The organism is Chlorogloeopsis fritschii PCC 6912, from assembly GCF_000317285.1.
Classification (GTDB): Bacteria; Cyanobacteriota; Cyanobacteriia; order Cyanobacteriales; family Nostocaceae; genus Chlorogloeopsis; species Chlorogloeopsis fritschii.
In genome coordinates this window covers 1-24,954 of record NZ_AJLN01000135.1, presented here as the reverse complement: position 1 = coordinate 24,954, position 24,954 = coordinate 1, and the positions used below count along the sequence as shown (strand labels likewise).

General features: G+C 39.2%; 17 protein-coding genes and 1 pseudogene. 14 read left to right on the top strand and 4 right to left on the bottom strand.

The annotated features are described in order from the left end of the window. Nucleotides 1-2: 2 nt before the first annotated feature. From UYC_RS0130180 to UYC_RS0130165, 4 genes are all read left to right on the top strand, one after another. A complete protein-coding gene (locus tag UYC_RS0130180) occupies nt 3-1,004 on the top strand; it encodes a glycosyltransferase (protein WP_016877881.1) in 1,002 nt (333 codons plus the stop codon). A 58-nt stretch (nt 1,005-1,062) separates the two neighbouring features. Then, entirely contained in the window at nt 1,063-1,911 is an 849-nt protein-coding gene (locus UYC_RS0130175) for a phytanoyl-CoA dioxygenase family protein (protein WP_016877880.1), read from the top strand. Between the two features lie 123 nt (nt 1,912-2,034). After that, a complete protein-coding gene (locus UYC_RS0130170) occupies nt 2,035-2,745 on the top strand; it encodes a glycosyltransferase family 25 protein (RefSeq protein WP_016877879.1) in 711 nt (236 codons plus the stop codon). A 70-nt stretch (nt 2,746-2,815) separates the two neighbouring features. Continuing rightward, entirely contained in the window at nt 2,816-3,895 is a 1,080-nt protein-coding gene (locus UYC_RS0130165) for a glycosyltransferase (protein WP_235181637.1), read from the top strand. 143 nt (nt 3,896-4,038) lie between these two features. On the opposite strand, the gene UYC_RS0130160 is transcribed toward UYC_RS0130165, so the two are convergent. Continuing rightward, a complete protein-coding gene (locus UYC_RS0130160) occupies nt 4,039-5,238 on the bottom strand; it encodes a glycosyltransferase family 4 protein (protein WP_016877877.1) in 1,200 nt (399 codons plus the stop codon). Nucleotides 5,239-6,060: 822 nt separating this feature from the next. Between UYC_RS0130160 and UYC_RS0130155 the strand changes: the two genes are divergently transcribed. The 9 genes from UYC_RS0130155 (at nt 6,061) to UYC_RS0130115 (ending at nt 20,066) form a co-directional block, all read left to right on the top strand. Beyond that, complete coding sequence (locus UYC_RS0130155; protein ID WP_016877876.1) at nt 6,061-7,353, top strand: glycosyltransferase; 1,293 nt, start codon at nt 6,061-6,063, stop codon at nt 7,351-7,353. Nucleotides 7,354-7,400: 47 nt separating this feature from the next. Next, on the top strand, nt 7,401-8,747 hold the full coding sequence (locus tag UYC_RS0130150) for an oligosaccharide flippase family protein (protein WP_016877875.1): 1,347 nt from the start codon (nt 7,401-7,403) through the stop codon (nt 8,745-8,747). Between the two features lie 22 nt (nt 8,748-8,769). Next, nucleotides 8,770-9,750: a class I SAM-dependent methyltransferase gene (locus UYC_RS0130145; RefSeq protein ID WP_016879781.1), complete on the top strand. Its 981-nt coding sequence runs from the start codon at nt 8,770-8,772 to the stop codon at nt 9,748-9,750. Between the two features lie 60 nt (nt 9,751-9,810). Further along, entirely contained in the window at nt 9,811-10,650 is an 840-nt protein-coding gene (locus UYC_RS0130140) for a 2OG-Fe(II) oxygenase (RefSeq protein WP_235083068.1), read from the top strand. A gap of 84 nt (nt 10,651-10,734) precedes the next feature. Then, nucleotides 10,735-12,033, top strand: a complete 1,299-nt coding sequence (locus UYC_RS0130135; RefSeq protein WP_016877872.1) for a hypothetical protein — start codon at nt 10,735-10,737, stop codon at nt 12,031-12,033. Nucleotides 12,034-12,035: 2 nt separating this feature from the next. Further along, the gene (locus UYC_RS0130130) at nt 12,036-13,028 is read left to right on the top strand and encodes a glycosyltransferase family 2 protein (RefSeq protein WP_016877871.1); all 993 of its coding nucleotides are present in this window, start codon (nt 12,036-12,038) and stop codon (nt 13,026-13,028) included. A gap of 23 nt (nt 13,029-13,051) precedes the next feature. After that, entirely contained in the window at nt 13,052-16,378 is a 3,327-nt protein-coding gene (locus tag UYC_RS0130125; RefSeq protein ID WP_016877870.1) for an NAD-dependent epimerase/dehydratase family protein, read from the top strand. A gap of 348 nt (nt 16,379-16,726) precedes the next feature. Further along, entirely contained in the window at nt 16,727-18,571 is a 1,845-nt protein-coding gene (locus tag UYC_RS0130120) for a hypothetical protein (RefSeq protein WP_016877869.1), read from the top strand. Nucleotides 18,572-18,992: 421 nt separating this feature from the next. Next, nucleotides 18,993-20,066, top strand: a complete 1,074-nt coding sequence (locus tag UYC_RS0130115) for an acyltransferase family protein (RefSeq protein WP_235083067.1) — start codon at nt 18,993-18,995, stop codon at nt 20,064-20,066. Nucleotides 20,067-20,069: 3 nt separating this feature from the next. On the opposite strand, the gene UYC_RS0130110 is transcribed toward UYC_RS0130115, so the two are convergent. Together UYC_RS0130110 and UYC_RS0130100 are read right to left on the bottom strand one after the other, a co-directional pair. Beyond that, nucleotides 20,070-20,750 carry an HdeD family acid-resistance protein gene (locus UYC_RS0130110; protein WP_235181636.1) on the bottom strand — a complete coding sequence of 227 codons (681 nt, stop codon included), beginning with the start codon at nt 20,748-20,750 and terminating at the stop codon, nt 20,070-20,072. A 510-nt stretch (nt 20,751-21,260) separates the two neighbouring features. Next, entirely contained in the window at nt 21,261-21,725 is a 465-nt protein-coding gene (locus UYC_RS0130100; RefSeq protein ID WP_016877865.1) for a CYTH domain-containing protein, read from the bottom strand. A gap of 160 nt (nt 21,726-21,885) precedes the next feature. On the opposite strand from UYC_RS0130100, the gene UYC_RS0130095 reads away from it, so the two are divergent. Beyond that, complete coding sequence (locus UYC_RS0130095; RefSeq protein WP_016877864.1) at nt 21,886-23,691, top strand: ShlB/FhaC/HecB family hemolysin secretion/activation protein; 1,806 nt, start codon at nt 21,886-21,888, stop codon at nt 23,689-23,691. Nucleotides 23,692-24,001: 310 nt separating this feature from the next. On the opposite strand, the pseudogene UYC_RS35830 reads toward UYC_RS0130095, so the two are convergent. After that, nucleotides 24,002-24,954, bottom strand: a pseudogene (locus UYC_RS35830) (RNA-guided endonuclease InsQ/TnpB family protein); the annotation flags it as partial.

Below are 24,954 nucleotides of genomic sequence, written 5' to 3'. Positions count from 1 at the left end.
AAATGAAAAAAATACTTTCTATTTGTATTCCAACATTTAATCGTGCTCGACAACTTAATCATCAGCTTGCTTGGCTTGCTCAAGATATCAAGGGCTTTGAAGATGAATGTGAAGTTATTATTTCTGACAACTGTTCAAATGATGAGACACAGAGTGTAATTAAAGAATGGCAGATGGCGTTTGTAAAAACAACATTCAAGCCAAACAGACATGACGAAAATATCGGCTGTATAAAAAATATTACTTATTGCCTAAATGTTTCAACCAGTCAATATACTTGGATAATTGGTGATGACGATTTAATACTCAAAAATACGCTTGCTTATGTGTTAAAGACATTGAAGAAAACTCCTGATTTAACATTACTATATCTAAATTTTTCAGACCTAAATATAAAAACAGGTGAAGTAATATCAGAACACTGGTTTGATACTAATCTTGACAACAATAAAAATATTTATGATGGCAAAACTACATTTCAACATTGTATAGAAAAAAACTTTGGTAGCGTAATTTTTTTAACCGCTACTATATATCGAAGAGAATTAGCACAGGCTGCTTTAAAACAGTGGCCAAATTGCGTAAAAAACTGGGGATGTCTTGCATATTGGTCTGGATATTGTGCTTCTCAAGGAAACGTTGTAGTCACCAAAAATAACTATATAAAGTGTATTGTGGGTGTTAGCGATTGGCAAAAAGATCCAAAAGCATGGTTTAAAATTATACATCAAGACATACCAGAGATTTATATGAAACTTCAGAAGATAGGCTATCCTCGCAATTTTTACAGAAAAATGATTTTTAATCTTTTAAAAGAAGAGTTAACGAAAGATAATTTTTTCAGAAGATTCAAATATTATCTATGGTGTTTTATACACTGGCCTTTCTGGTTTATGAAAATAGTAAGTTATTTTTTGTTTTTTATTTATTTAGCTATTTTTAATTGCAAAATTCCAATTTTTACTACTGATTCTACACAGTATTATCATCCCCTCATTGAATAGTTTATGAAATTTGGTTTTAATTGTTCTTATATTAATTAAAATTTTAGTAGTTTTTAAGATGCTAAAAGGATTTCGACCAAGACTTCAGCGGAAAATTTCTCAACTTTCTCAAATACCATCTGATTTTTCTTATAGAGTTGCGTTGTTAAGGTATGGGAAAAATCTACCTAAACTTGCCCCCAAAGAACAACTTATTGTTGACGCTTGTAAGAGGGAGGGAGTTTACGTTACAACCTTAGAAGATTTGGGTTTTACTTCTACCTCACAGCTTCTTAAGGCTGCAAGAAATCAGTTGAATATTATGGAGAAGATTCTTCCTCAAGCTTTTTCTCCGGCATTTCCACAAATTTTCACAGTTACAGATTTACCAGAGTTTTTTTCATGGGCACATGAAGAAACTATTCTCAAGATAGTTGAGAATTACATTGGTCTTCCGATTATATTTCAGGGTGTACACTTACGGCGAGATTTTGCTAATGAAAAACCTATAACTACAGAACTATGGCATCAAGATTTAGAAGACCGTCGGATTTTGAAGATTATTGTTTATTTAAGCGATGTAAGTGAAGATAATGGGCCTTTTGAATATATTCCGAAACATAGAATTACACCTTTATTAACTTGGCAAATCAATTCCAAAGTTAAGAAGGCACACGCTCTAGGTATTACTGATGAACAATTAGAAGAAATTGTACCTAGAATAGCTTGGAAATCATGTCTAGGTTCAGCAGGAACAGTAATTTTTACCGATACTAAAGGAGTTTATCATCATGGTAAATCTCGTAAAATTGAGCGCTCTGCTCTGTTTTTTGTCTACACTAGTGCTCAACCTTTACGACCAGAACATTGTACGCAATATCATGACCAAACTTTTTCTAGACTAAAACAAATTCCCTCTTTTAGCTAAAGAATTTTTAGAGCAGTTGTTATAAGTTAAATTCACCACACTCAAGAAGCCTGAATAATCTTTGTCGGATGATAACTTGAGTAAAGCTACCAATTTAGTTTTCTATCTATATCAACTAAAAAAATGAAATTCATAGAATTTTTCGACCGTATCTACGTCATCAATCTCCCTTATAGAGTAGACCGACGCCAAGCAATGGAAAAAGAACTGGAAAAAGCAGGAATGCCATTTACTCCAGGAAAGGTTGAGATTTTTTCAGCAATTAGACCAGATACTGCCGCTCCATTTGAAAAGATAGGATACAAGGGAGCATTTTTAAGTCATTTATCTGTACTAAAGCTAGCAAAAGAGTACAACCTAAATAATGTTTTGATTATGGAGGATGATCTAGCTTTTTCAGAATATTTTCAGCAGTATGAGGATGTACTGATTGAGCAACTGCATAAGATTAACTGGGATATTGTCCACTTTGGATACTTTTCTGAGCAGGTATTTAATCAAAATAAAAATTCTTTCGGTAAACTTCAATCATTGTCTACAGGAATAATCGGAGCGCACTTTTATGGAGTCAACAATAAAATATTTGATAGAGTAATTAATTTTTTTGAGTTGTCACTCAAAATGCCTCTTGGTCATCCTGATTGTGGCCCAATATCACCAGATGGAGTTTATAACCTTTTCCAATCAAAACATCCAGATGTTGTTAGGCTAATTACAATTCCAAGTTTTGGAGGTCAGCGAAGTTCGCGTAGTGATATTACTCCACAGTGGTTTGACCAACTACCTCTTCTCAAACAATTTGCTAGCTTAACGAGGACTTTGCTGAAAAATTAGGAAAGAATTAAATACGGGGTATAGACGCAAAATAGGTAGTGGCCAAGCGAGATGTCTGATAGAGAGTTATTTGATAAATCATGATGATAATAATATGAATCTGTTTGTATTGTCAGAACTTTATCCTGGAAATAAACATGTTGGTTGGTCAGTGCTTTATCCACTTGAGGAAGTACTATCATCTACCTTTGATGCTACATTCATTTACCCTTTACCAAACAATAAGATTCAGTTCCTAAAACGCTACAGGTACCGAATTTTTAAGTCATGGTATGAAATTGATAACTTACCTATTCTCGATAAAGGGCCAAATATACTCTTAGTTATTGGTTTAGGGCCTAGATTTCTTTTATCAATTCATGCTCTTAAGTCTCTTCTCAAGAAATTTGACCTACGCATAGGCTACATATTAGATGGCTTTTATTCATCTCATTTGGATAGAGATGTAATTCCATATTTGGATCATTTATTCGTAATTTGTGCTGATATTGCCGATATCATCAACAGCAATACTAAGTTAACTACGACATTTTTACCATTGGCAACTGATGTACTTAAGTTAGGCTCAAATTCAATTTCTCGTAGCATTGATATCATCGGCTACGGAAGAACTGAACCCAAAATACATAAGTGTTTACAGCGAAGCTTCAATGAGAAGCAAAATAATCGGATATATCTTCATTCTACGTTCTCTCAACCTGAGGTTTTTGATATCCCAGAACACACAAAATTGCTATTCAAAATTTTAAGTAGATCGAAAATTAGTTTATGCTTTGAAGCAAGCAATGTGGAACGTTTTCAAGGACACTCACCAATTCTAATGCGTTGGTTTGAGTCTTGGTCATCTGGTTGTAATGTTGTAGGCAAAAAACCTTTCGGTAAAGGAGTAGCTAATTTGTTAAACTGGCAAAACAGCACAATTGAAGTTCCAGATGATTCAGCAGATTGGATCCCATTTTTTGAGGAATTATTAAGTGATAATAATACTTTGATTGCTAACTCACAAAGAAACTATCGTGAATGCTTAAATAGGCATGATTGGCGTTATCGTATCAAGGATATGTTTAAAATTTTGGAGTTACCCATTAAAGAAAATTTAAAGAATGAAATTGCTTATCTAAAAGGAAAAATCTACTCTAGAACAGTGTAATATTATTCTTAATAAATAACTCAGAATCCAAAAACTTAACAGTAGTTAAAAGCGTGTTTTCTGATGTTTCTGAACTTTGTCGAATTTGAGAGAATAGCTTTTGCTACTCTCTCAAAATTACTTTTTATACGCATATATAACTACTACTGAATTGTCTTTAGAACAGATTTAAGGGCATTTCCCCAACTGTTTGAGGGGTCATAAAATTGTTCTTGAACTTGCAAGCAAGCCTGACGCTTTTGTTCATAAAAATTGCGATCGCTATATAACTTCAGCAATGCATCACCATATCCTTGGACGTCATTAGGCTGGACTTCAACAACAGCATCGGATACATAGGATAAAGCCGGAGTTACAGACGAAGTTACCACAGGACGACCAGCTAAAATTCCCTCGGCTACCACCTGGCAAAATCCCTCAACAAAAGCTGTTGTTGTAGGCACAATGATAATATGTGCTCTACCCAAGATTTCACGCATTTGTGGTCGATTGCAATAGCCGTGACATACAAAAAATGAATCAACTTTAGATTGTTGAGCCGCAAATCGTAAAGATTCTAATGCCGATCCTGTTCCACAAATTTCAAATTTAATGTCCTGCCTTCCCTTGCATGAAAAACGTTTAGCAATTTCTAGGAGATCGAATACACCTTTATATACTTCGATGCGACCTACAAACAAAACTATAAATGGCAAGTACTGCTCGTTTGGAGGAGCAATACCATCAAAGACAGATCTACGGTACATAGGCAGAAATTCAAAGATTGGTCGAGAGCGCCCTCCAGCGCACTCCTGAACCTGCTTAGAAATATCTATCGATGCTGTCAAAACAGCAGTACATCCATTAGTAAAAAAATGTTTATTCAGTCTTGAAATTATTTTCTCTGTAGTTGTTAGGGGTATATACTTGCGCCAGAGGGTACAGTGCAAAGATGGTACTACTTTTACTCCCAAATACGGTAAGATAGATAACACAAACCAATGTGTTGTACCTTCATTTACAACTGCTATGTCAGGCTTCCAAGTTAAGGCAGAAAAAATTAAGCCTATCCCATACCAAACTTGATTTAAGTGATACAGTATGCCTGACGCATTCTTAAATTGCATTGGTCTGTGCTCAATTGTGAATTGACCATCATGAAAAAATTCTTTTTCTTTAAATGATGAAATGACATAACCTTCTGCATCTAAGAAGCGACATACATCATAAAACTGTCCAGAATAAGTAACACAGACTTGTGAAGGATCATCCTGTCCGTTAAGCCAATATTTGTATGTTCCGATTACATTTCCAGGCCCAGCTGCGTATAGAATGCGGAGCGATTTAGGTCTTGAGTTAGCCATAAATATTTAACTTAGTTGAGTCACGAGAAGTTTATCTATTTAGATTCAACATCTAGAGTGTTAAGAAATTTCTTTTATGGGCAACCAGAACAATTGTATTCAAGAATGAGTACTATTAAAAATGCTTGATATGGATTCTTGGAATTCAATAAACTTAACTTTATCCATGTAGTAACAGAGGAAAGCATACTGGAACAATCAGAGTCAGATGATTCACTCTGCTAACGCTTCCTCAACTTTATATTGATATACTGTTGAACATCTTCATAGGATACTACATAAAAATAAGAAAATAATAAGAAATGAATAAGGATTCAGGTATCGAACAAACCAAGCAATCTCTATCTTAAACCGACTCAGATTTCTCCTTTTTTGCATCTAAAAAATTGAGTCTTAATAAAATCTTTATGAATAAATATGATAGAATACACCGTAAGCTTTTGGTCAGAGGTTAACAAGACTTGCAAAATGCTTTGGAAATTGAATTAAGATTAGATGAAGGTTGTAATCAGATAACACTTTAGTTTTGATTTTTTTTTAAAATGACGTGTGTGGGTTTTAGTGATAGCTGATTAAGAATATAAGACCCTATTGCACAGTCTGGGTTTGTACGGTTGTAGCGAAGATTTCAGAAATAAATTTCCTCAGCTTTCTTACCAGTAGTAAATTGTGGTGTGGTTAAAACTAAAATTATGCTTCTCAATAATTTCTACTTAGTGAAGCATAGTAAATGAACAATAAAGCTTTTTGAGCTATTAGGAATACTCAATATTAGTTTTTCTAGCAAGACAACCCAATATTTTGATTAATTGCGAAATTAAGATGTCTTCAACGATCGCCTACTTGATAAATCAATATCCCAAAGTCAGCCACAGCTTTATTCGCCGAGAAATCGCCAGCTTGGAGAAGCAAGGCATTAACATTCAGCGATTTGCAATCCGTTCTTGCGGTACTGAGCTGGTTGACGAAGCGGACATATCAGAGTTGGAGAAGACTCAGGTAGTTTTAGGAATCGGGAAAATAGGTTTAATTGTGAGTTTACTTTACGTTGCGATCGCAAGGCCAATTCGTTTTCTACAAGCCCTGTGGCTGGCGCTGAGAGTTGGTTGGCGTTCCGAGCGAGGTATTTTGTATCATTTAATCTACTTAGCAGAGGCTTGCGTGCTTTTACGTTGGTGGAGAAAAGCATATGTAGATCATGTTCACGCTCACTTCGGAACTAATTCCACCACGGTAGCAATGTTGTGTTCGGCAATGGGTGGCCCCCCTTACAGCTTTACCATTCACGGGCCTGAAGAATTTGATTCTGTCCAGTCTCTATCCTTGGTAGAAAAAGTTGAACGGGCTACTTTTGTAGTTACAGTTAGCTCCTTTGGCAAGAGCCAACTGTATCGCTGGTGTGCCCGATCCCAGTGGTCAAAAATTCATGTTGTTCATTGTGGTGTAGACGATATGTTTCTAGACATGACACCCACCTTCATACCGTCTGAGCCACGCTTCGTCTGTGTTGCCAGAATGAGCCAAGCCAAAGGGCATCTGCTTTTACTAGATGCCGCTACTCAATTAGTAGGCGAAGGTTTGCAGTTCAAGCTGGTATTAATTGGCGACGGACTCCTGCGGGACGAAATAGAAAACGCGATCGCCCAACTTGGGTTGCAAAATTATGTCGAAATTATCGGCTGGGCTAGCAATGCAGAGGTTCGCCAACACATCCTAGCTTCACGAGCAATGGTATTGCCCAGTTTTGCCGAAGGTTTACCAGTGGTACTCATGGAAGCACTGGCATTATCTCGTCCAGTCATTAGCACTTATATCGCCGGGATTCCTGAATTAGTCGAACCCGGAGTTTGCGGTTGGTTAGTACCACCTGGCTCAATCAAAGCATTAGTGGCAGCAATGCGGGAAGTATTGCAGTTTCCGATAGAACAGCTTGAACAAATGGGTGCCAAAGGTCGAAGCCGGGTTCTTCAACAGCACAACATCGCTATCGAAGCTGGTAAGTTAGCAGCACTGTTTCAATCTAGTCATGAGAATTTCAAAACCCAGGCTATTGATACTTCATCAACTGTTGACGACGTAGACAATTGTAAAGTCCAGGTCAAAATATTGCACTAAAAACTAATGAGTCTCTCTGCTGCTGATTTATTCTCCTCAAAAAAACCATGACCTCATTAAAGAAGCTTGCCATCAGTGGCGCAGTTTGGACATTCGCTGGCTATGGAGCGAGCCAAATCTTGAGATTCGGTAGTAACTTAATTCTGACCCGCTTACTCTTCCCAGAGTTGTTCGGACTGATGGCACTGATTAACATTTTCATCATTGGCTTAAATTTATTCTCAGACATCGGTATTGGTCAGAGCATCATTCAAAATAAGCGAGGGGATGAACCAGCTTTTCTCAATACTGCCTGGACATTACAAATAATTCGTGGTTTTGTTTTGTGGTTGTGTTGCGCTTTGATTGCCTGGCCAGTTGCTAACTTTTATGGAGAACCCCAGCTTTTATGGCTACTTCCAATCGTTGGTCTAAACACGATTATCTCTGGCTTTAACTCCACTGCTTTGTTTACGCTCAATCGGCATTTAGCTGTACGTAAGTTAGCAATTTTTGAACTTGGAGTACAGACGATTTCCTTGATAGTGATGATGATCTGGGCTGCTTTGAGTCGGAGCATCTGGGCGCTTGTCATTGGTGGCCTTGTGAACGCTTTACTTTGGATGATTGGCAGTCATCTTTTAAATTCTGGGCCGCCCAATCGCTTTGTTTGGGATCGAAATGCAGTCAAAGCCATATTATCTTTTGGTAGGTGGATCTTTGTTTCGACAGCTTTATATTTTTTGGCTGAACAATCCGATCGCCTCATTCTCGGCAAATTAATTTCCATCGAGCTTTTAGGCATATATGGCATTGCTTTTACACTCGCTGATATTCCGCGTCAGGTACTTTTGGCACTTAGCAGTAAGGTAATTTTTCCTGTGTTTTCCAAATCTGCTGATCTGCCTCGCGATATTTTTCGTATCAAAATTCAAAATAATCGCAAGCCTGTTCTGATTGCAATGGCATTAGGTTTGACAGTTATGGTCAGTTTTGGGGATATCTTAATTTTGACTTTATACGATCAAAGGTATGTTCAGGCTTCTTGGATGTTTCCGCTATTAGCCTTGGGTATATGGCCTCGTATACTCACCCAAACAATTGATACATCTCTTTTTGCTGTTGGTAAAGCTAAGTATGCAGCGATCGGTAGCTTGACCAAATTTATTTTTATGATTATTGGATTGCCGCTTGGATTTTATCTTATGGGTATAGCTGGAGCGGTTCTTGTAGTTGCACTTAATGACCTTCCTTTCTACGGGGTAATTACTTATGGACTTTGGCGTGAAAAACTTGCCTGTATAAAACAAGATATTCAAGCTACTTTTATATTTCTGACATCACTCATTCTGTTGATAGGTAGTCGCATCTTTTTAGGATGGGGGCTTCCCATCAATTCTCTATTTACTTCTTAGTCGTAATCAGTTATTGAAGAAAATGAATATCTGCCAAATTTGCCATAATTCCCTTGATAATAAATCCTATATCGTTCGAGAAATGATGTTTGGATTTAGAGATGAATTTGAATATTTTGAATGTGGAGAATGTGGATGTTTACAAATTAAAGATATTCCCAATGACATTTCAAAATATTATCCTGATAATTTTTATGCATTTCAATTACCTAGCGTCGACAAGGAAAAAACACTTAAGACTTTTCTCAGACGCCAGAGAATGAAATACTTAATGACTGGCAATACTACCTTGGAGATTTTTTTGACAAAAGTCTTGAGAAAAATATATAAATTACCTGTTTACAATTATTATGATTGGCTGAGAAAACTCAAATTACCATTAACAGCAAAAATTCTAGATGTAGGTTGTGGAGTTGGCACATCTCTACTCAATATGCGAGTTGATGGATTTACCAATCTTACAGGAGTAGATCCTTTCATTGAAAAGGATATTTTTTATGAAAATGGAGTTAAGATTTTCAAGAAATACTTAGATGAAATAGAAGGGCAATTTGACTTAATCGTTCTCAATCACTCCTTTGAACATATGCCCAAACCTTTAGCTGTACTTGAGAAATTATACAGTTTATTAAATAGTCAAGGTTATGTGGTCATAGGAATTCCCATAGCTTCCTCTTTTGCTTGGCGACACTATGGTATGAATTGGGTACAAATCGATGCTCCACGTCACTTCTTTATACATACAATTAGAAGTATGGAAATTTTAACGAGCCAAGCAGGATTTAAAACTTTCGATGTCGAATATAATTCAAATTCTTATCAGTTTTGGGGAAGCGAACAGATAATCAAGAATATACCCATAATTGATAATTCATCTCATGCTGTTAATTCCAAAAGCTCTATTTTCTCGAAAGAAAAAATGAAAACATTTGAAGCTAAGGCTACACAGTTAAATGAGCAAAAAGATGGCGACCAAGCTAACTTCTACCTTTATAAACCTTAAAAAAATCTGATTAATTACTAGCTACCTGATTTTCTACATCAAGTAATACGAAGGAAAAATATGAATACAACCTCAATGTTTTATGTTGAAGCAGATTACTTAAATAATTTAGCAATTAAATATCGAACAGCCTATACTGAAGCTCAACCATTTCCACACATTGTTATCGATAACTTTTTGCCAGAATTTATATTAGAAGGCATCTTGAAAGAGTTTCCCAAAGTAGATAAAATTGATTGGCAAAAATTTGATGCTGCTGCCGAGAAGAAATTAGCATCAAAACATGAGTTACAAATGGGAGACATGACACGATTTCTCCTATATCAATTAAATTCTTCAGTCTTTATTAATTTTTTAGAAAATCTTACAGGTATTGATGGATTAATTCCCGATCCTCATTTTGAGGGAGGCGGTCTTCATCAAATAGAAAGAGGTGGTTACTTAAAGATACATGCAGACTTTAATTGGCATCGAAAACTGAGACTAGACCGTCGATTAAATCTTTTAATTTATCTCAATAAAAATTGGCAAGAAGAATATGGAGGTCATCTAGAATTATGGGATGAGCAGATGAGCAGTTGCCATAAAAAAATATTACCAGTATTTAATCGATGCGTTATTTTCAATACGACAGACTTTTCTTATCATGGACATCCGGAACCATTAAATAGTCCAGAAGGGCAGACACGAAAATCATTAGCGCTATATTACTACAGCAACGGGCGACCATCCACAGAAATTTCTAGTCCTCATTCAACAATGTTTCAGGTACGCCCAGGAGAACATCAATTACTACAAAAAAATTCTTTAGGTATCACAGCCAAAACTGCCATCAAGAAGTTAATTCCTCCCATCTTGATTGATGCAGGAAAATACCTCAAGCACAAGACAAAAATATAAACTAGGGACTGGGAAAATATGAACCCTTTAGTATATGTTGTTATTTTCGGCTGGATTCCATTTGTACTCTGTCTGTTTAGGTGGATGCCAACTCAGAAGGCAGTGATTCTGAGTTTCATCATTGCATGGCTATTCCTACCTGTAGTCAGTTTTGAACTGCCGGGAATACCAAATTATACTAAAATAGCTGCAACTTGTTACGGAATTCTACTGGCAACTATTGTCTTTGACTTTGAACGCTTTAGCTCATTTCAATTCAGCTGGCTCGATGTGCCAATGTTGGTTTGGTGCTTGTGTCCTTTGGCGTCATCGTTGACTAATGATTTAGGTTGGTATGACGGGTTCTCAGGCGTTTTTTACCAAACTGTGACTTGGGGATTACCGTACTATTTAGGTAGATTGTATCTCAATACTTGGGATGGATTGCGCAAGCTAGCTACTTATATTTTCATTGGTGGTTTAATCTATATTCCTCTGTGCCTGTTTGAACTCCGCATGAGTCCGCAGTTGCACCGAATGCTTTATGGCTTTCATGCACGTAGTGATTTTATCCAGACAATACGATATGGAGGATACAGGCCAACAGTTTTTATGGAACATGGCCTTATGGTTGGTGCATGGATGATGTCGGCTGCGCTGATTGGTGTTTGGTTATGGAGAACCCAGACGCTGAAGCAACTCTGGGGTATTCCAATTAAGTGGCTTGTAGCTGCATTGTTATTGACCAATATATTAGTTAAATCTACGGGTGCAATACTTTTACTGATCGTTGGGTTGTTCATTATTTTCCTTTCCACTAGGTTTCGTACTTCCATTTTGGTGTTGATGGTGATTGCAGCTATTTCCTTGCATCTATACCTGGGAGTGTCTGGTAACTTTCCTGGGGATCGAATAGTAGCCGTTGTATCCAGTACCTTGAATGAAGAACGAGCACAATCAATGCAGTTTAGATTCGATAATGAAACAATTCTCTCGCAAAGAGCACGACAGAAAATGGTGTTTGGCTGGGGGGGATGGGGACGAAACGAGATTTATGACAAATGGGGTAAAAGAGTCACAATTACCGATAGTTTGTGGATTATTGCTTTTGGCATGAGGGGTGTAGTCGGTTTAATCAGTGTGATGGCATCGCTACTACTGCCAGCGATCGCTTTCATGCATTATTATCCCGTAACTGTTTGGAAGCACCCGAAAGTTGCACCAGCAGCAGCGATTGTCTTGCTTTTGATTTTGTATACGGTGGACTGTCTGCTTAACGCTTTAATCAATCCAATCTACATATTTGCCTGTGGGGGTGTAGTGGGGTTGATTGTAAATCAAACAATAAATCAAACAAAAACAAATTTAGTTCAGATTCGCACTCAGCAAACTTTGAGAGATTAATTATGTCTGATGCAATTTTATTAGAGAATCTGACTCGTCTGATTGTAGTCATCCTAAATTATCGCACTCCTAGTTTGACGATTGAGTGTCTGCGTTCGTTAGTAAGTGAGGTGCGAACGCTAAAAGGCACCCGTGTCATTGTTTCTGACAATGCTTCTGGTGATGGCTCAGTGGAAAAAATTCAAACCGCGATCGACACTGAAGGTTGGGGTGAGTGGGCATCGCTGTTGCCACTAGATCGTAATGGTGGATATGCCTTTGGCAATAACGCGGCGATTCGCTTGGGGTTGCAATCCACCCATCCGCCATCCTATTTGATGTTGCTGAATCCAGACACTATTGTTCGCCCTGGTGCGCTCAAAGCTTTGCTAGATTTTATGGATGAGCATCCCCATGTGGGAATTGCAGGTGCCCGCTTGGAAGATTCTGACGGCACTCCCCAATGCTCGGCTTTTCGCTTCCATACAATTTTTAGCGAACTTGATTCTGGTTTACGTCTGGGAGTGGTATCGAAATTACTATCAAGGTGGGTAGTTGCACCTCCTGTTCGTGAACAAACCTATCAAACCGATTGGGTATGTGGTGCAGCGATGATTATCCGTCGCCAAGTCTTTGAATCGGTGGGTTTACTGGATGAAAAGTACTTTTTGTATTTTGAAGAAGTGGACTTTTGCTTGCAGGCAAAAAAAGCTGGTTTCCCTTGCTGGCACGTTTCTGAAGCTAGAGTTATGCATTTAGCCGGGCAAAGTACAGGAGTAACCGACACTAAGCGCCCACCCAAGCGCCTACCCAAGTATTGGTTTGATTCAAGGCGCAGATACTTTCTCAAAAATCATGGTTTACTCTATGCTGCTGCGGCTGATGCCGTTTGGATGTTTGCTTTTATTTTATGGAGATGGCGGCGGGTAGTTCAGCGCAAGCCAGACAAAGATCCCCCCAAACTGATGATTGATTTTCTGCTCAATAGCGTGTTTTTAAAGGGTAGTCACGTATAAGCACTCAAAAAGGGGGGTATCAAGTGCCAAGCTTTACTAGAAAAATTGGAGTAGTTGTAATTGGGCGCAATGAGGGCGATCGCTTAATCCGCAGCTTGGATTCTATTGTCAATACAGCTTGCACAGTAGTCTACGTTGACTCTGGCTCTACTGATGGGAGTTGTGAAGTTGCTTCTGGGCGCGGAGTCGAAGTGGTGAATCTGGATATGTCGGTGCCCTTCACTGCTGCAAGAGCTCGCAATGCTGGTTTTGAGCGATTGCGTGAAAAGTATCCGCAACTAGAGTATGTCCAGTTTGTTGACGGTGATTGTGAAGTCGTCGAGGGGTGGATTGAGGCGGCTTGTGAAACTCTCGATACCAATCCTGATGTTGTCGCGGTGTGTGGTTGGCGACGCGAACGTTATCCACAAAAGAGTATCTACAATCGCATCTGCGATGTTGAGTGGCAGATTGGCTCAGTCGGAAATATCTCCAGCTTTGGTGGAGATGTGATGATTCGCGCTGGGGCTTTGGCAACTGTGGGAGGTTACGACAGCAGTGTAATTGCCGCCGAAGATGACGAGTTAAGCGTGCGCCTGCGCCAAGCCAAGGGAAAAATTCTGCGTATCAATAAAGACAGCACTTTGCATGATGCCAATATGCATACACTATCGCAGTGGTGGCAGCGTGCCAAACGCTGTGGCTATGGGTATGCTCAGGTTTCCTCTCTGCATGGAGAGCCGCCTGAGCGCAAGTTTGTCAAAGAAGTACGGCGTGCCTTGATTTGGGGAGCGATCGCACCTTTGGGGGGGCTGTTGCTGTTGCCTTTTACCCACGGGCTTTCGTTAATAATTTTCGGGCGCTATCCACTGGCAGCACTGCGGACGATTTATCACATTCGGCAACAAGGCTTCTCGTGGACTGACAGTGTAGCTTGGGGTTTATCTTGTGGAGTTTCGGTGTTTCCCGAAGCATTAGGTGTATTTAAATTTCAACATGATCGCCTGGGTAAAAAACAATATCAAATTATCGAGTACAAAAGCTCTCAAACACCTGTATTAAAAGGTAACAGGGGACAGGGGACAGGGAACAGATCTAAGCAATTCAATCAACTGGGAGGTAAGTCAATGGGTGCTAGTAATACCAATTTAAAAAATGATTGTGACAGATGCATTCACCAAACCCAGACACAGAAGGCAATTTCCAATCCAAAATCCAAAATCCAAAATCCAAAATCTTATAGTAGTAATCCTGTCACTGTCGGTATTCTTGGTGCTGGTTATATTAGTGATTACCACTTCCGGGCGCTGCGCTTGCTACCTAACGTAGAGGTGCGAGCAGTCTGCGATCTCAACAGCAGACTAGCACAACAGTTCGCTCAGGCAAAGGGAATACCAAATGTCTACAGCGATTTCGACAAGATGTTGTCCTCTGAGCAGCTCGACGTTGTCCACATTCTCACACCACCCCACGTACACTTTACAAATGTCACTCAAGCGATCGCGGCTGGTGTTGATGCCTTCATTGAAAAGCCGCTTTGCCACAAGGTGAGTTACTGCCAACAATTACGCGAGCAAAGCAAAACTGCGGGTAGAGCGATCGCTGTTAGCAATAACTTTCTATACTTTCCAGTCTATGAAAAATTAGTATCCGATTTACGCAGCGGTAGGTTAGGGCAAATCGATCAGATTGATATAGTCTGGAATAAAGAACTTGGACAACTCAAAGGCGGGCCTTTCGGAGCATGGGTACTTCAATCTCCCCAAAATATTCTGTTTGAGGTAGCTCCCCACTCATTTGTTCACCTCATCCATCTCCTTGGGCAACCTGATAAGATTGCTGTCGATGTCCGCGATCAATTGGAACTACCACGCGGGTTAGAATTTTATCGTCGCTGGGAAATTCGAGGCTGGAAGAACAACACCAGCATCCGGCTGCGGTTTTCGTTCATTGATGGATATCCAGAGCATTACATCCATGTTCGCGGCACGAATGCAGTGGCGCGGGTTGACTTCGAGAACAACACTTACGTCTGTCAGGAGCATACTCCTTACCTACTTGATATCGATCGCTATGCCAATGTGGTTGCAAGTGCTCGCGATTCTGTAGTGCAAGCCAGTGGCACCTTAACAAGCTTCGTATTATCAAAAATGGGTTTATCAAAAAACTCAGGCCCTTTTCCGTACAGCATCGCCCGTACAGTCGAGAGCTTCTACAACTGTAGGGGAGGGATACTTGATGAAAGAATAGATCCTGCCATTAGCGAAGCTGCGGTAGCATTAGCTGAGTGGGTAGCGCGGGAGGCGAATTTACCCATCTCCGAGCGGGTGGTATCTGTTGCCAATCAATTGGCTGACACTCCAACTCCAAAATCTACGGTATTAGTAATTGGTGGTACTGGTTTCATTGGTCAAGCACTGGTTCGTCGCCTGCGTCAAGATGGGTATGGCGTGCGAATTCTTGCCCGCAATCCCAATAGCTGCCCGCCAGAATTGCACAGTCTGGGAGTTGAGTTTGCCAAAGGCGACTTTGCTGATGTCAACGCGGTAGAGGCTGCCCTGGATGGCATCCGCTATGTCTATCACCTTGCACGCGGCAACGGAAAAACATGGAGCGATTACTTAGAAACTGATGTCAAGCCTACGCGTCAAGTTGCCCAGTTATGCCTGAAACACGGTATTGAAAAGCTATTTTATGCATCTTCGATTGCAATCTACTATGCTGGTAATAATACCTCGACTATTACGGAAAACACTGAGCCTCACCAAGGTATCATGCGCGTTGCTCCCTATGCGAAATCGAAAGCAGAAAATGAGCGATCGCTTCTGGAACTCCATCAAAAACAGGGCTTACCTGTAACAATATTTCGTCCCGGTATTGTATTAGGGCGTGGTGGAAGTCCTTACCACTGGGGAATTGCGGCTTGGCCCTATAGTTCGGTGTGTAGTCTCTATGGTGATGGAAATAACCCCTTACCAATCGTACTTGTAGATGATGTTGCTGATGCGATGGTGCGAGCGATCAAAGTACCAGGGATTGAGGGTAAGTCTTACAACCTTACTAGTACACCTTGTATCACAGCTAACGAATATCTTGATGAGTTTGAACGCCAAGCTAGCATCAAGTTACGACGCGTACCTACATCGCCCAGGAGTTCCTACATAGAGTCTCTGCTCAAGTGGGCAATCAAAAGTATTGGACGCGATCCTCATGCTGCATTTCCTAGCTATGCTGATTGTGAAGGTCGTAGCTTTGCTGCTAAATTTGATTCCTCAAAAGCCAAGCATGAACTAGGTTGGACTCCAGTTCAAGACCGCGAAACAATTATTCTTGAAGGTATACAGATTCCTGTCGCAGAGTTTTTTAGATAGTAAAGTATTGCTACTAAAAATACCTATTTCATCTGGCTAAAATTAATGGTGTTGCTGATTTAAAGTGTCTCACGCAGAGTCGCAGAGTCGCAGAGAGTAAGAGTTTTAAATGTCTGATTTTTTAAATTTCATACCGTCTATTCAGCAACGCCAAATTAATGATTTGATTTTTGACGTTAAATATGCCCCTTGATTAACTGGGCTGATGCAAAAACTCTCTCAAACTCTTATCCCTTCGTGTTCTACCCTGCAGGAAGCCGAAGAAGGCGCGTCTATGTGTCCTTTGTGGTTCTTCTTTTAAATCATCTTGAAGGGTAAATGTGGTAAATCATCGCAACGAATATGCTTATGTCTTTTTTTAATGTATTAATTACCAAATTATCTCATTGGAGAAGTGCGCTAATTAGGTTATACATTCAAAAGAAAATTTTGATTTATCTCTGTCTAGCTTTGCTGAGTTTTTCAACAATTATTAGTAGTTGTTTGCCATTAAATAAACAAACAGTTGTTACTGCTAGTACAGAAAAAAATGTTGTTACTACTGTCACTACTACTCCCACAGAAACTGTTGCTACCACTGACAAAGCTAGTCCTAAAAAAAGTGTTGTTACTTCTACTCCAGCCTTGGGAATTGGTCTGAATGGTATTGCTGATTGGTCAACACAATTACCCTTTTTGGATGCTTTTAAGTCTTCTCGGCAATGGATTACTCAATGCGTGAAAACTGATCCCGGCTGTAATGGCGAATGGGACACAAATGAATATAATCTTTTAAATTTAGACAAAGATGGTTGGGTTAAATCCCTACCAGCACCTAGTGAAACTCCTAAATACACTAGAGTTAGCACTTTATTATATAGAGAAATACCAGGTCATTATCCTTCTGGAAAGTATATTGTTTTTTATGAAGGTGAAGGCACAATTTCGTATGGTTTTGATGCCCAACAAGATAAAGCTGCCTCAACTGCTGGTCGAGATGTAATTAATGTAAATTCAAAAGGAGGCGGAGGTATATTAATTACTATTACTTCTACCGATCCAAAAAAGACAGGTAACTATATTCGTAACATTCGAGTAGTCAGAGCAGAAAACTTACCACTTTACACTAAAGGTGAAATATTTAATCCCACTTTTATAAACAAAATTAAAAACTTTAGAGCATTTCGTTTTATGGATTGGATGCAAACGAATGGCTCTAAGCAAAAAGAGTGGTTTTCTCGTCCAAAAACAACAGCTGCCTCCTATGCATTAAAAGGAGTGCCAGTAGAGGTAATGATTGCTCTAGCCAATAAGGCTAATGCTGAACCGTGGTTCAATATGCCGCACATGGCTACCGATGAATACATGGCTAAATTTGCCCAAATTGTTAAGAAGAAATTGAAATCAAATTTAAAGGCTTATGTAGAGTTTTCTAATGAGGTTTGGAATGGGCAATTTCCCCAAGCAGATTATGCCTTACAACAAGGACAAGCGAGATGGGGCAAGGATAAAGAACACGTTCAAATGCAGTGGTATGGTATGCGTACTGCTCAAATGTGCGATATCTGGAAAAATACCTTTGGTAAACAAAACAAACGGGTAGTTTGCGTGATGGGTACTCATACTGGATGGCAAGGGTTAGAGAATGCAGCCCTAGATTGCCAGTCTTGGGTAGGAGAAGGTAATAAACCCTGTTATCAACATGGAATTGATGCTTATGCGATCGCTGGCTATTTTGGTAGAGATTTGGGTACACCAGAAAATTCCCAAAAAGTAGAGTCTTGGTTAAATGATTCAGATGGTGGTTTTGGTAAAGCAATTCAACATTTAAAAACAGGAAAGTTACTTGAGAAATCTCAAGATAGCTTAGTAGATAATTACAACAGCTTCATTTATCATGCCAAGGTAGCCCGAAAAAAAGGACTGAAGCTAGTTGCTTATGAAGGTGGACAACACATTGTTGGCCATTCTGGAGTAGAAAATAACGAAAAATTGACAAATTTCTTTATCGAATTAAATCGCCATCCAGCAATGTATGACTTGTATTCTCAATTACTAAATAGTTGGCAAAAAGCTGGAGGTGGATTATTCATGCATTTTGTTGATATTGGTTCACCAAGTAAATGGGGTAGTTGGGGCGCTTTAGAGTATTTAGAACAAAAAAGTTCACCCAAGTACAAAGCATTAATTGACTTTAGTCAAAATCATAGTTGAATGCCTGAGATCTTGCACCTTTCTCAATAACCGTAGGGGAGCCAGTCGCTTGCGGAGAGAAGTCTGAGCGGCGGCTTCCGCCGATCAGAACTTCGGAGGGTTCCCCCCGTTGTGCGAACTGGCGTTGGGCATTGCTTAGATTTGACTCAAAACCTTATTTTGACGTTACAGGCAATGCCCACCTTACAAAAATCGTAATCAAACAACTGGTGCAAGATGTGAAATACGAACAATTATTGTGGGTAAAGTGACTGCAAAAACTAACTAAATGATGCCATGAATTTAATTCCCTTGTTACTAGGTTGAATCTAGTAAAGATAACTAGAGTAGAGACTCCGATTCTCTCAAACTAATGGCAAAGTTTTAGAAAATAGTAGCAGTTATTATGTGTTATGGAATCAAAATTTGCGGGGTAATTGGCATGACAGGGACATATTCAAATGAAATGAGTCCAAGTAAAAATACCAAAAATTCCTCCAATTTTTTAAGGTATATACATAACTTTCGTGGCTTTGCAATCCTCACAATTGTGGCTACACATATCATTGCTGCTCTTCAGTGGAGGAATGAAACCATAGAAAAAATTACTTACATTTTAATTGGCAATGGAACTGTATATTTTGTCTTTATAGCAGGTTTTCTTTTCCAATTTCTTTCTTCCAAATATGAGTACAAAAAGTACTTAAGTAAAAAGCTGCAATACGTGATTTTACCTTACTTCTTCATATCAATACCAGCTATTCAACTTTGCTTAGTTGAAAAAATTTATACTCCACCAGATTGGTTTCAATATCATTTTTCTGATTGGTCACTTCCCGGACAAATCCTCATGTATTTTCTAACTGGAGCGCATTTACCCCCATTCTGGTTCATTCCAATGATTACCATTTTTTATATAATTTCGCCTGTATTAATATGGGTAGATAGACACCCCAAAAGCTATTGGATACTTCCAATACTACTAGTAATAACTGCAATTATACCTAGAGCACAGTACAACGCCAATCCTATCCAGTCATTTGTCCATTTTCTTTCTGTTTATATGATTGGTATGTTTTGCTCGCGCTATCGAGACAAAATCTTTGTGGTTCTAAAGAAGAAATATGTATGGTTGCTAATCAGCTTTGTTATACTGACGATTTTAGAATTTACAATTACACCAAGACCAACAGCAATTAATTCATTAAGTAAACTAATTTTGTGCGTACTCATTATTTACTTTTTGTGGCTATTTGAATTACGCTTACCAAAACGGTTTCATGAGCTAATGAGTTTTTTAGCCGAATTGAGTTTTGGGATCTATTTTCTCCACGGTTACTTTATTATTGCTTACTCTGGAGCAGCTAATAAATTTGAATTTAATGCGTTTTGGACTGAAGCTAATCTACTTTCTTTTTCATTAATTTTTCTCTTCTCAGTGGGAGCAAGTATCGTTTCGCTCCTAATTGTCAAGAAAAGTTTTGGTAACAAGAGTCGATTTATTGTTGGCTCTTAATTGCTATTTCAGTGCACGATAGACAGAGGAAGATAGCAAAACCATCCACAATCCATCAAATAGTAGGTCAATGCCAACAAAGCTTGCCAAAAATAATGGGTTCTCTACACTTGTGTAATTCCAAATTATCATACCAAGGAGAACGCCTGAAATGCCACTGAATAAAACCCAACCCCAATTAGGTAACGGTCGTAGTTGCAATGCCAAATTAACCTGAAAAATTCCTTTGAGAAGAATGGAGAATCCCAATGCTGATGCTACACCTTTTATGGAGTTTTGTAGTAAGATAATTCCTGCTATTAGATAAAGCAATCCAACTAATAGTTTGAGCAGAAAATTTCCAGTTTGATGAGTTTTAAACGCGTAAATTAACAAGAACATTCCACTAACAATAAATAACCAGGCAAAAACCAATATTAATGTGAAAGCAGTGAAAAATGGCTTTCCGATCGCTACCAAACCCAAAACGATAATCACAATACCTAAAGCGATCGCCCATCCCAAATTCTTTCGTAATTCTTCTCTAACTTCGGGTGTAGTGGTATGTTGAATTTTATGTACTCCGTAGTTTTTCCGAATCTGGCTTTTGTTATGAGTAATGCCATTCTGATTGGAGTACAAAGCCCTGCGCCTTGCCGCTCGTTGTTTCCGTGCCGAGGGCTTCCAAATTAAAGTAATCGCCATAGGAGTACGAAGCCTTGTGTCTGGCTGATATTTGGATCTTCTAAACATATGAATGAGTTTAGCGATCGCTCATTTAGAGCTGCTTTGCCTGATTCCCCTTCAAAAGTGCGATCAATGCTACCTGCATATAAAATAAAGGTAGAAAAAGAAAGTTTTTTATTCGTTTTGGTTTGAGCAGTTTATAATATTTACTTCTTAAATAAAGAGATAAACTAAAAAAATAAGGTATTGATAAGAAATATATAACAATTTCACAAAAGAAATGCCTTAATTATTAACTCACTCAGAGTTCCGTGAGAATTTGTAGAGTGCGAACAAGGCGAATGCTCTTTCTGTTTAACCTGTAGATTTGAGCATAGCCCCTTCAGTTAATGAACAATCCTGTAGTTTTTCTTCCGCTCGGCTTGAAGATAGAATAGCTGTACTCTACTTTGAAGAGCTACATTTTAAGGTATAGAGTAAACTAATTAAATTCTGTTTTTTGTGTTATTCTGAGGAATTAATCAGCAATTACCATTGTGAAAAAGGACGTTTAACTAAATTACTATTAAAATACCTGGGATCGTCGGAAACTTCTCTGCCAATCCAGGGTGGTAATTCAATTTCTTGTGCTTCATCATTTAGTTCGACTTCTGCTAAGATTAATCCTTTATTTACACCATCAAACTCATCTATTTCCCAAATCAAATTACCCCACTCTACTCTGTATCTGATTTTTTCTATAAAAGGGCGTTGACATAATGTATCAAGCATTTCTTGGGCATCTTCAATTGGAATCGGATACTCAAATTCCGATCTAGAATATTTGACACTAGGCCCTTTAATAGTTAAGAATCCTTTTTCTCCTGCTATACGTACCCGTACCGTCACTCCATCTTGCGTGGCAATGTATCCTTGACGATATACACTGCCTTGAGAAAGTTTTCGCCAATCATTTCCTTGGACTAAATATTTACGCTCTATTTCCTTCGCCATTTTCTCTACGGTGTCAGTTGAAAGTAAAATTTTATAATGAGTTTTACTTCTAATCACAATTTAAATTTCTTACATTTTATACTCCAGAGATGTTAATATTTAACTTTTTATAGACTGGCTTTAATTGTTGGTGTTCAAGGTTATCCTCTACGCTTTTGTCATGTTCGGTAAATTTCGCTTGAAATCAAAAGTTTACAAATACTGGTTGGCTTTGAATTTGGTAATCATTTCCAATGCAACTATTATTAAACCATTGCAAGCACAAGTTATTCCTATTAAACAATCGCCCCTTCAGCCAAGCGCCCAAAACCCTATCTTTCCAACCATTCCTCGGCAAACAAAACCACCTTCAACTCAACCACTGCCCGAACTTCTACCACCACAACCTCTACCGCCTCCAGAAGAATTACTCCCACCTCCAACAAAACCTGCGGTTCCAGAACAAACTCCTCCTGGTGCGAAAATTCCTCAAACTATTATCGTTAAAAAATTTGCAATCACAGGCAGTAGTGTCTTTCGCCCAGAAGATTTCGCAAAAATTACCGAACCTTACACCAACCGTCCTATTACTCTGGTAGAACTATTTCAGGTAAGAACGGAAATTACAAATTTTTATGTAAGTAGAGGATACATTACATCCGGAGCATATATTCCACCGCAAAAACTCCAGGAAGGTGTAGTCGAAATCCGGGTAGTCGAAGGAGAATTGGAGGAAATTCAAGTTACAGGTACTCGTAGACTCAATCCCGGTTACGTGCGAAGTCGCCTGGCGATCGCTACAAAAAAACCTTTAAATCGCGATCGCTTATTAGAAGCATTGCAACTATTACAACTTAATCCCCTAATTCAAAATTTATCAGCCGAGCTATCGGCGGGTACAGATCCGGGACAAAGTTTATTAGAAGTGCAAATTAAGGAAGCAGATACTTTTAATGTGCAAGTAGTATTGGATAACGGGCGATCGCCTGCGGTGGGTAGTTTTCGCCGCCAAGTACAAGTCAATGAAGGCAATCTCCTCGGATGGGGCGATAGCATTAGCGCTGTCTACACCAATACTGATGGCAGCAATGCCTTTGATTTGTACTATACGCTGCCCATCAATCCCCGTAACGGCACTCTATCATTTAGCTACGGAACATCTGATAATAGAGTAATTGAAAGACCCTTCAACGTTCTCGATATTCAGTCCAACTCTAATTACTATGAATTAACCTTCCGCCAGCCAGTAATCCTAACACCAACACGAGAATTTTCCTTGGGTGTAACAGCAACTCGCCGCGAAAGCGAAGCCAGCTTTTTAAATGGAGAACTTCCCTTTCCGGGATCGGGAACAGATGATGAGGGAAGAACGCGAATTACGGCTGTACGCTTTTTTCAAGAATGGACTTCTCGCAGTAGCCAAGAAGTATTTGCCCTGCGTTCCCAGTTTAGCATTGGACTCGATGCCTTTAATGCAACTATTAACGAAAATCCACCAGATGGACGTTTTGTAGCTTGGAGAGGGCAAGCACAGTGGGTAAAGTTGTTAGCTCCTGATACTTTATTGTTACTGCGGGGTGATGTGCAATTAGCAGATCGCCCCCTTGTTCCCTTTGAGCAGTTTAGCTTAGGAGGTATAGAAAGTGTTCGGGGTTATCGGCAAGATGCCCTACTCTCAGATAATGCCATTTTTGCCTCTGCGGAAGTGCGAATCCCCATTGCTCGCTTGGGGGGGCGTAACAATCTTTTGCAGCTAACTCCTTTTGTAGATTTTGGTAACGCTTGGAACGATTCTGGCAGAGACGATTCTCAATTAGAGCTAGATACCAATACTTTGGTGTCTGTAGGATTGGGGCTGCGCTTGCAACTTCAAGATTATCTTACTGCCCGCCTTGACTGGGGTATTCCTTTAGTTTCCATTTCTGGAGAGAAAGATTCATGGCAGGAAAACGGCTTGTATTTTTCGATTATTGCTAATCCTTTTTAAACAAACAAAAAATCGTTACTCAATTATCCACATACACTCCCTAGTAGCGTGTCAAGGCTAAGATAGTGCTAAACCTCTTGCACTGATTCTAGTTTTAAACAACTCGATCACAGATGGACACAGATGGACACAGATTTTATCGGTGTTTATCTGTGTCCATCTGTGGTTGTAATTAACTTAGATCGTGATTGCTGCAAGAAGTCTGTTATGTTTACTAGACAATTTCTGCTCATAGGTTGCTACTACGAGTCTTTTCTATCACATCATTTTAGCCTTGTCACGCCAGTAAGTGGGAGTGAACTACCCACCACTAACCCGGAGTACCGGGTATAGTGGGGGCTTCTGTACTCATAGGCGAATGCCTCAACTTGGACTTTCGCCCTAGTTTTGGTCTTACTTCGCCTCCTACAGCTCCAGACGGCTGAACCATCCGCCTTTAGCATTCTGATTCCTTCTGCTCTAATATTGATGGACGCATTCCCATCTCTGTCGTGATGAGTGCCGCAATGGGGACAAGTCCATTCCCTAACCTCTAGCGGCATTTCCCCCATCTGATAGAAACAATGAGAGCAGAGTTTGGAACTGGGGAACCATCTATCAATCTCTACTAACTTTGCACCTTTACGTTCTAGCTTGTAGGCTAAGAAATTGGTGAATATCCCCCATCCACAATCAGAGATAGATGCAGCCAAATTATGATTACGAACCATGCCTAGAAGATGAAGATTCTCTACTATGACAGCTTGGCTATCGCTGACTAACTTATAACTAAGTTTATGCAGAAAATCTTGCCTTGAGTTACTAACTCGTTCGTAGACTTTGGCAACAACTTTACGATATTTATTCCTTGAATTACTCCCCTTGACTTTACGTGCTAATTTTTTCTGTTTCCGTTTGAGGTTTCGCTCATGTTTGGCAATATGTTTAGGATTATCGTATTTAGAAACCTTCTCACCATCTGTAACAACAGCGAAGTGTTTTAATCCTAAATCAACACCATAAATCTTTCCTTGTGTTGTGGAAGGAGTATCACCTTCTACTTCAGTCAGAATAGATGCAAAGTATTTACCAGATGGAGCTTTACTAACAGTAACAGTCTTTATTTTTCCTTCAATCGGTCTATGTATTTTGGCTTTGACTATCCCAATATTTCCTGGGAGTTTAAGATTGCCATCAACAACCTTGACGTTTTGAGGATACTGAACAGACTGTTTACCATGCTTGGATTTGAACTTAGGAAAGAGGGCGCGTTTTTCAAAAAAG

What these genes read in the sequence shown, in the direction of transcription:
- UYC_RS0130180 (WP_016877881.1), top strand. Translation starts at nt 3, where the DNA reads ATGAAAAAAATACTTTCTATTTGTATTCCAACATTTAATCGTGCTCGA.
- UYC_RS0130175 (WP_016877880.1), top strand. Translation starts at nt 1,063, where the DNA reads ATGCTAAAAGGATTTCGACCAAGACTTCAGCGGAAAATTTCTCAACTT.
- UYC_RS0130170 (WP_016877879.1), top strand. Translation starts at nt 2,035, where the DNA reads ATGAAATTCATAGAATTTTTCGACCGTATCTACGTCATCAATCTCCCT.
- UYC_RS0130160 (WP_016877877.1), bottom strand. Translation starts at nt 5,238, where the DNA reads ATGGCTAACTCAAGACCTAAATCGCTCCGCATTCTATACGCAGCTGGG.
- UYC_RS0130155 (WP_016877876.1), top strand. Translation starts at nt 6,061, where the DNA reads ATGTCTTCAACGATCGCCTACTTGATAAATCAATATCCCAAAGTCAGC.
- UYC_RS0130150 (WP_016877875.1), top strand. Translation starts at nt 7,401, where the DNA reads ATGACCTCATTAAAGAAGCTTGCCATCAGTGGCGCAGTTTGGACATTC.
- UYC_RS0130145 (WP_016879781.1), top strand. Translation starts at nt 8,770, where the DNA reads ATGAATATCTGCCAAATTTGCCATAATTCCCTTGATAATAAATCCTAT.
- UYC_RS0130140 (WP_235083068.1), top strand. Translation starts at nt 9,811, where the DNA reads ATGAATACAACCTCAATGTTTTATGTTGAAGCAGATTACTTAAATAAT.
- UYC_RS0130135 (WP_016877872.1), top strand. Translation starts at nt 10,735, where the DNA reads ATGCCAACTCAGAAGGCAGTGATTCTGAGTTTCATCATTGCATGGCTA.
- UYC_RS0130130 (WP_016877871.1), top strand. Translation starts at nt 12,036, where the DNA reads ATGTCTGATGCAATTTTATTAGAGAATCTGACTCGTCTGATTGTAGTC.
- UYC_RS0130120 (WP_016877869.1), top strand. Translation starts at nt 16,727, where the DNA reads ATGTCTTTTTTTAATGTATTAATTACCAAATTATCTCATTGGAGAAGT.
- UYC_RS0130115 (WP_235083067.1), top strand. Translation starts at nt 18,993, where the DNA reads ATGACAGGGACATATTCAAATGAAATGAGTCCAAGTAAAAATACCAAA.
- UYC_RS0130110 (WP_235181636.1), bottom strand. Translation starts at nt 20,750, where the DNA reads ATGGCGATTACTTTAATTTGGAAGCCCTCGGCACGGAAACAACGAGCG.
- UYC_RS0130100 (WP_016877865.1), bottom strand. Translation starts at nt 21,725, where the DNA reads ATGGCGAAGGAAATAGAGCGTAAATATTTAGTCCAAGGAAATGATTGG.
- UYC_RS0130095 (WP_016877864.1), top strand. Translation starts at nt 21,886, where the DNA reads ATGTTCGGTAAATTTCGCTTGAAATCAAAAGTTTACAAATACTGGTTG.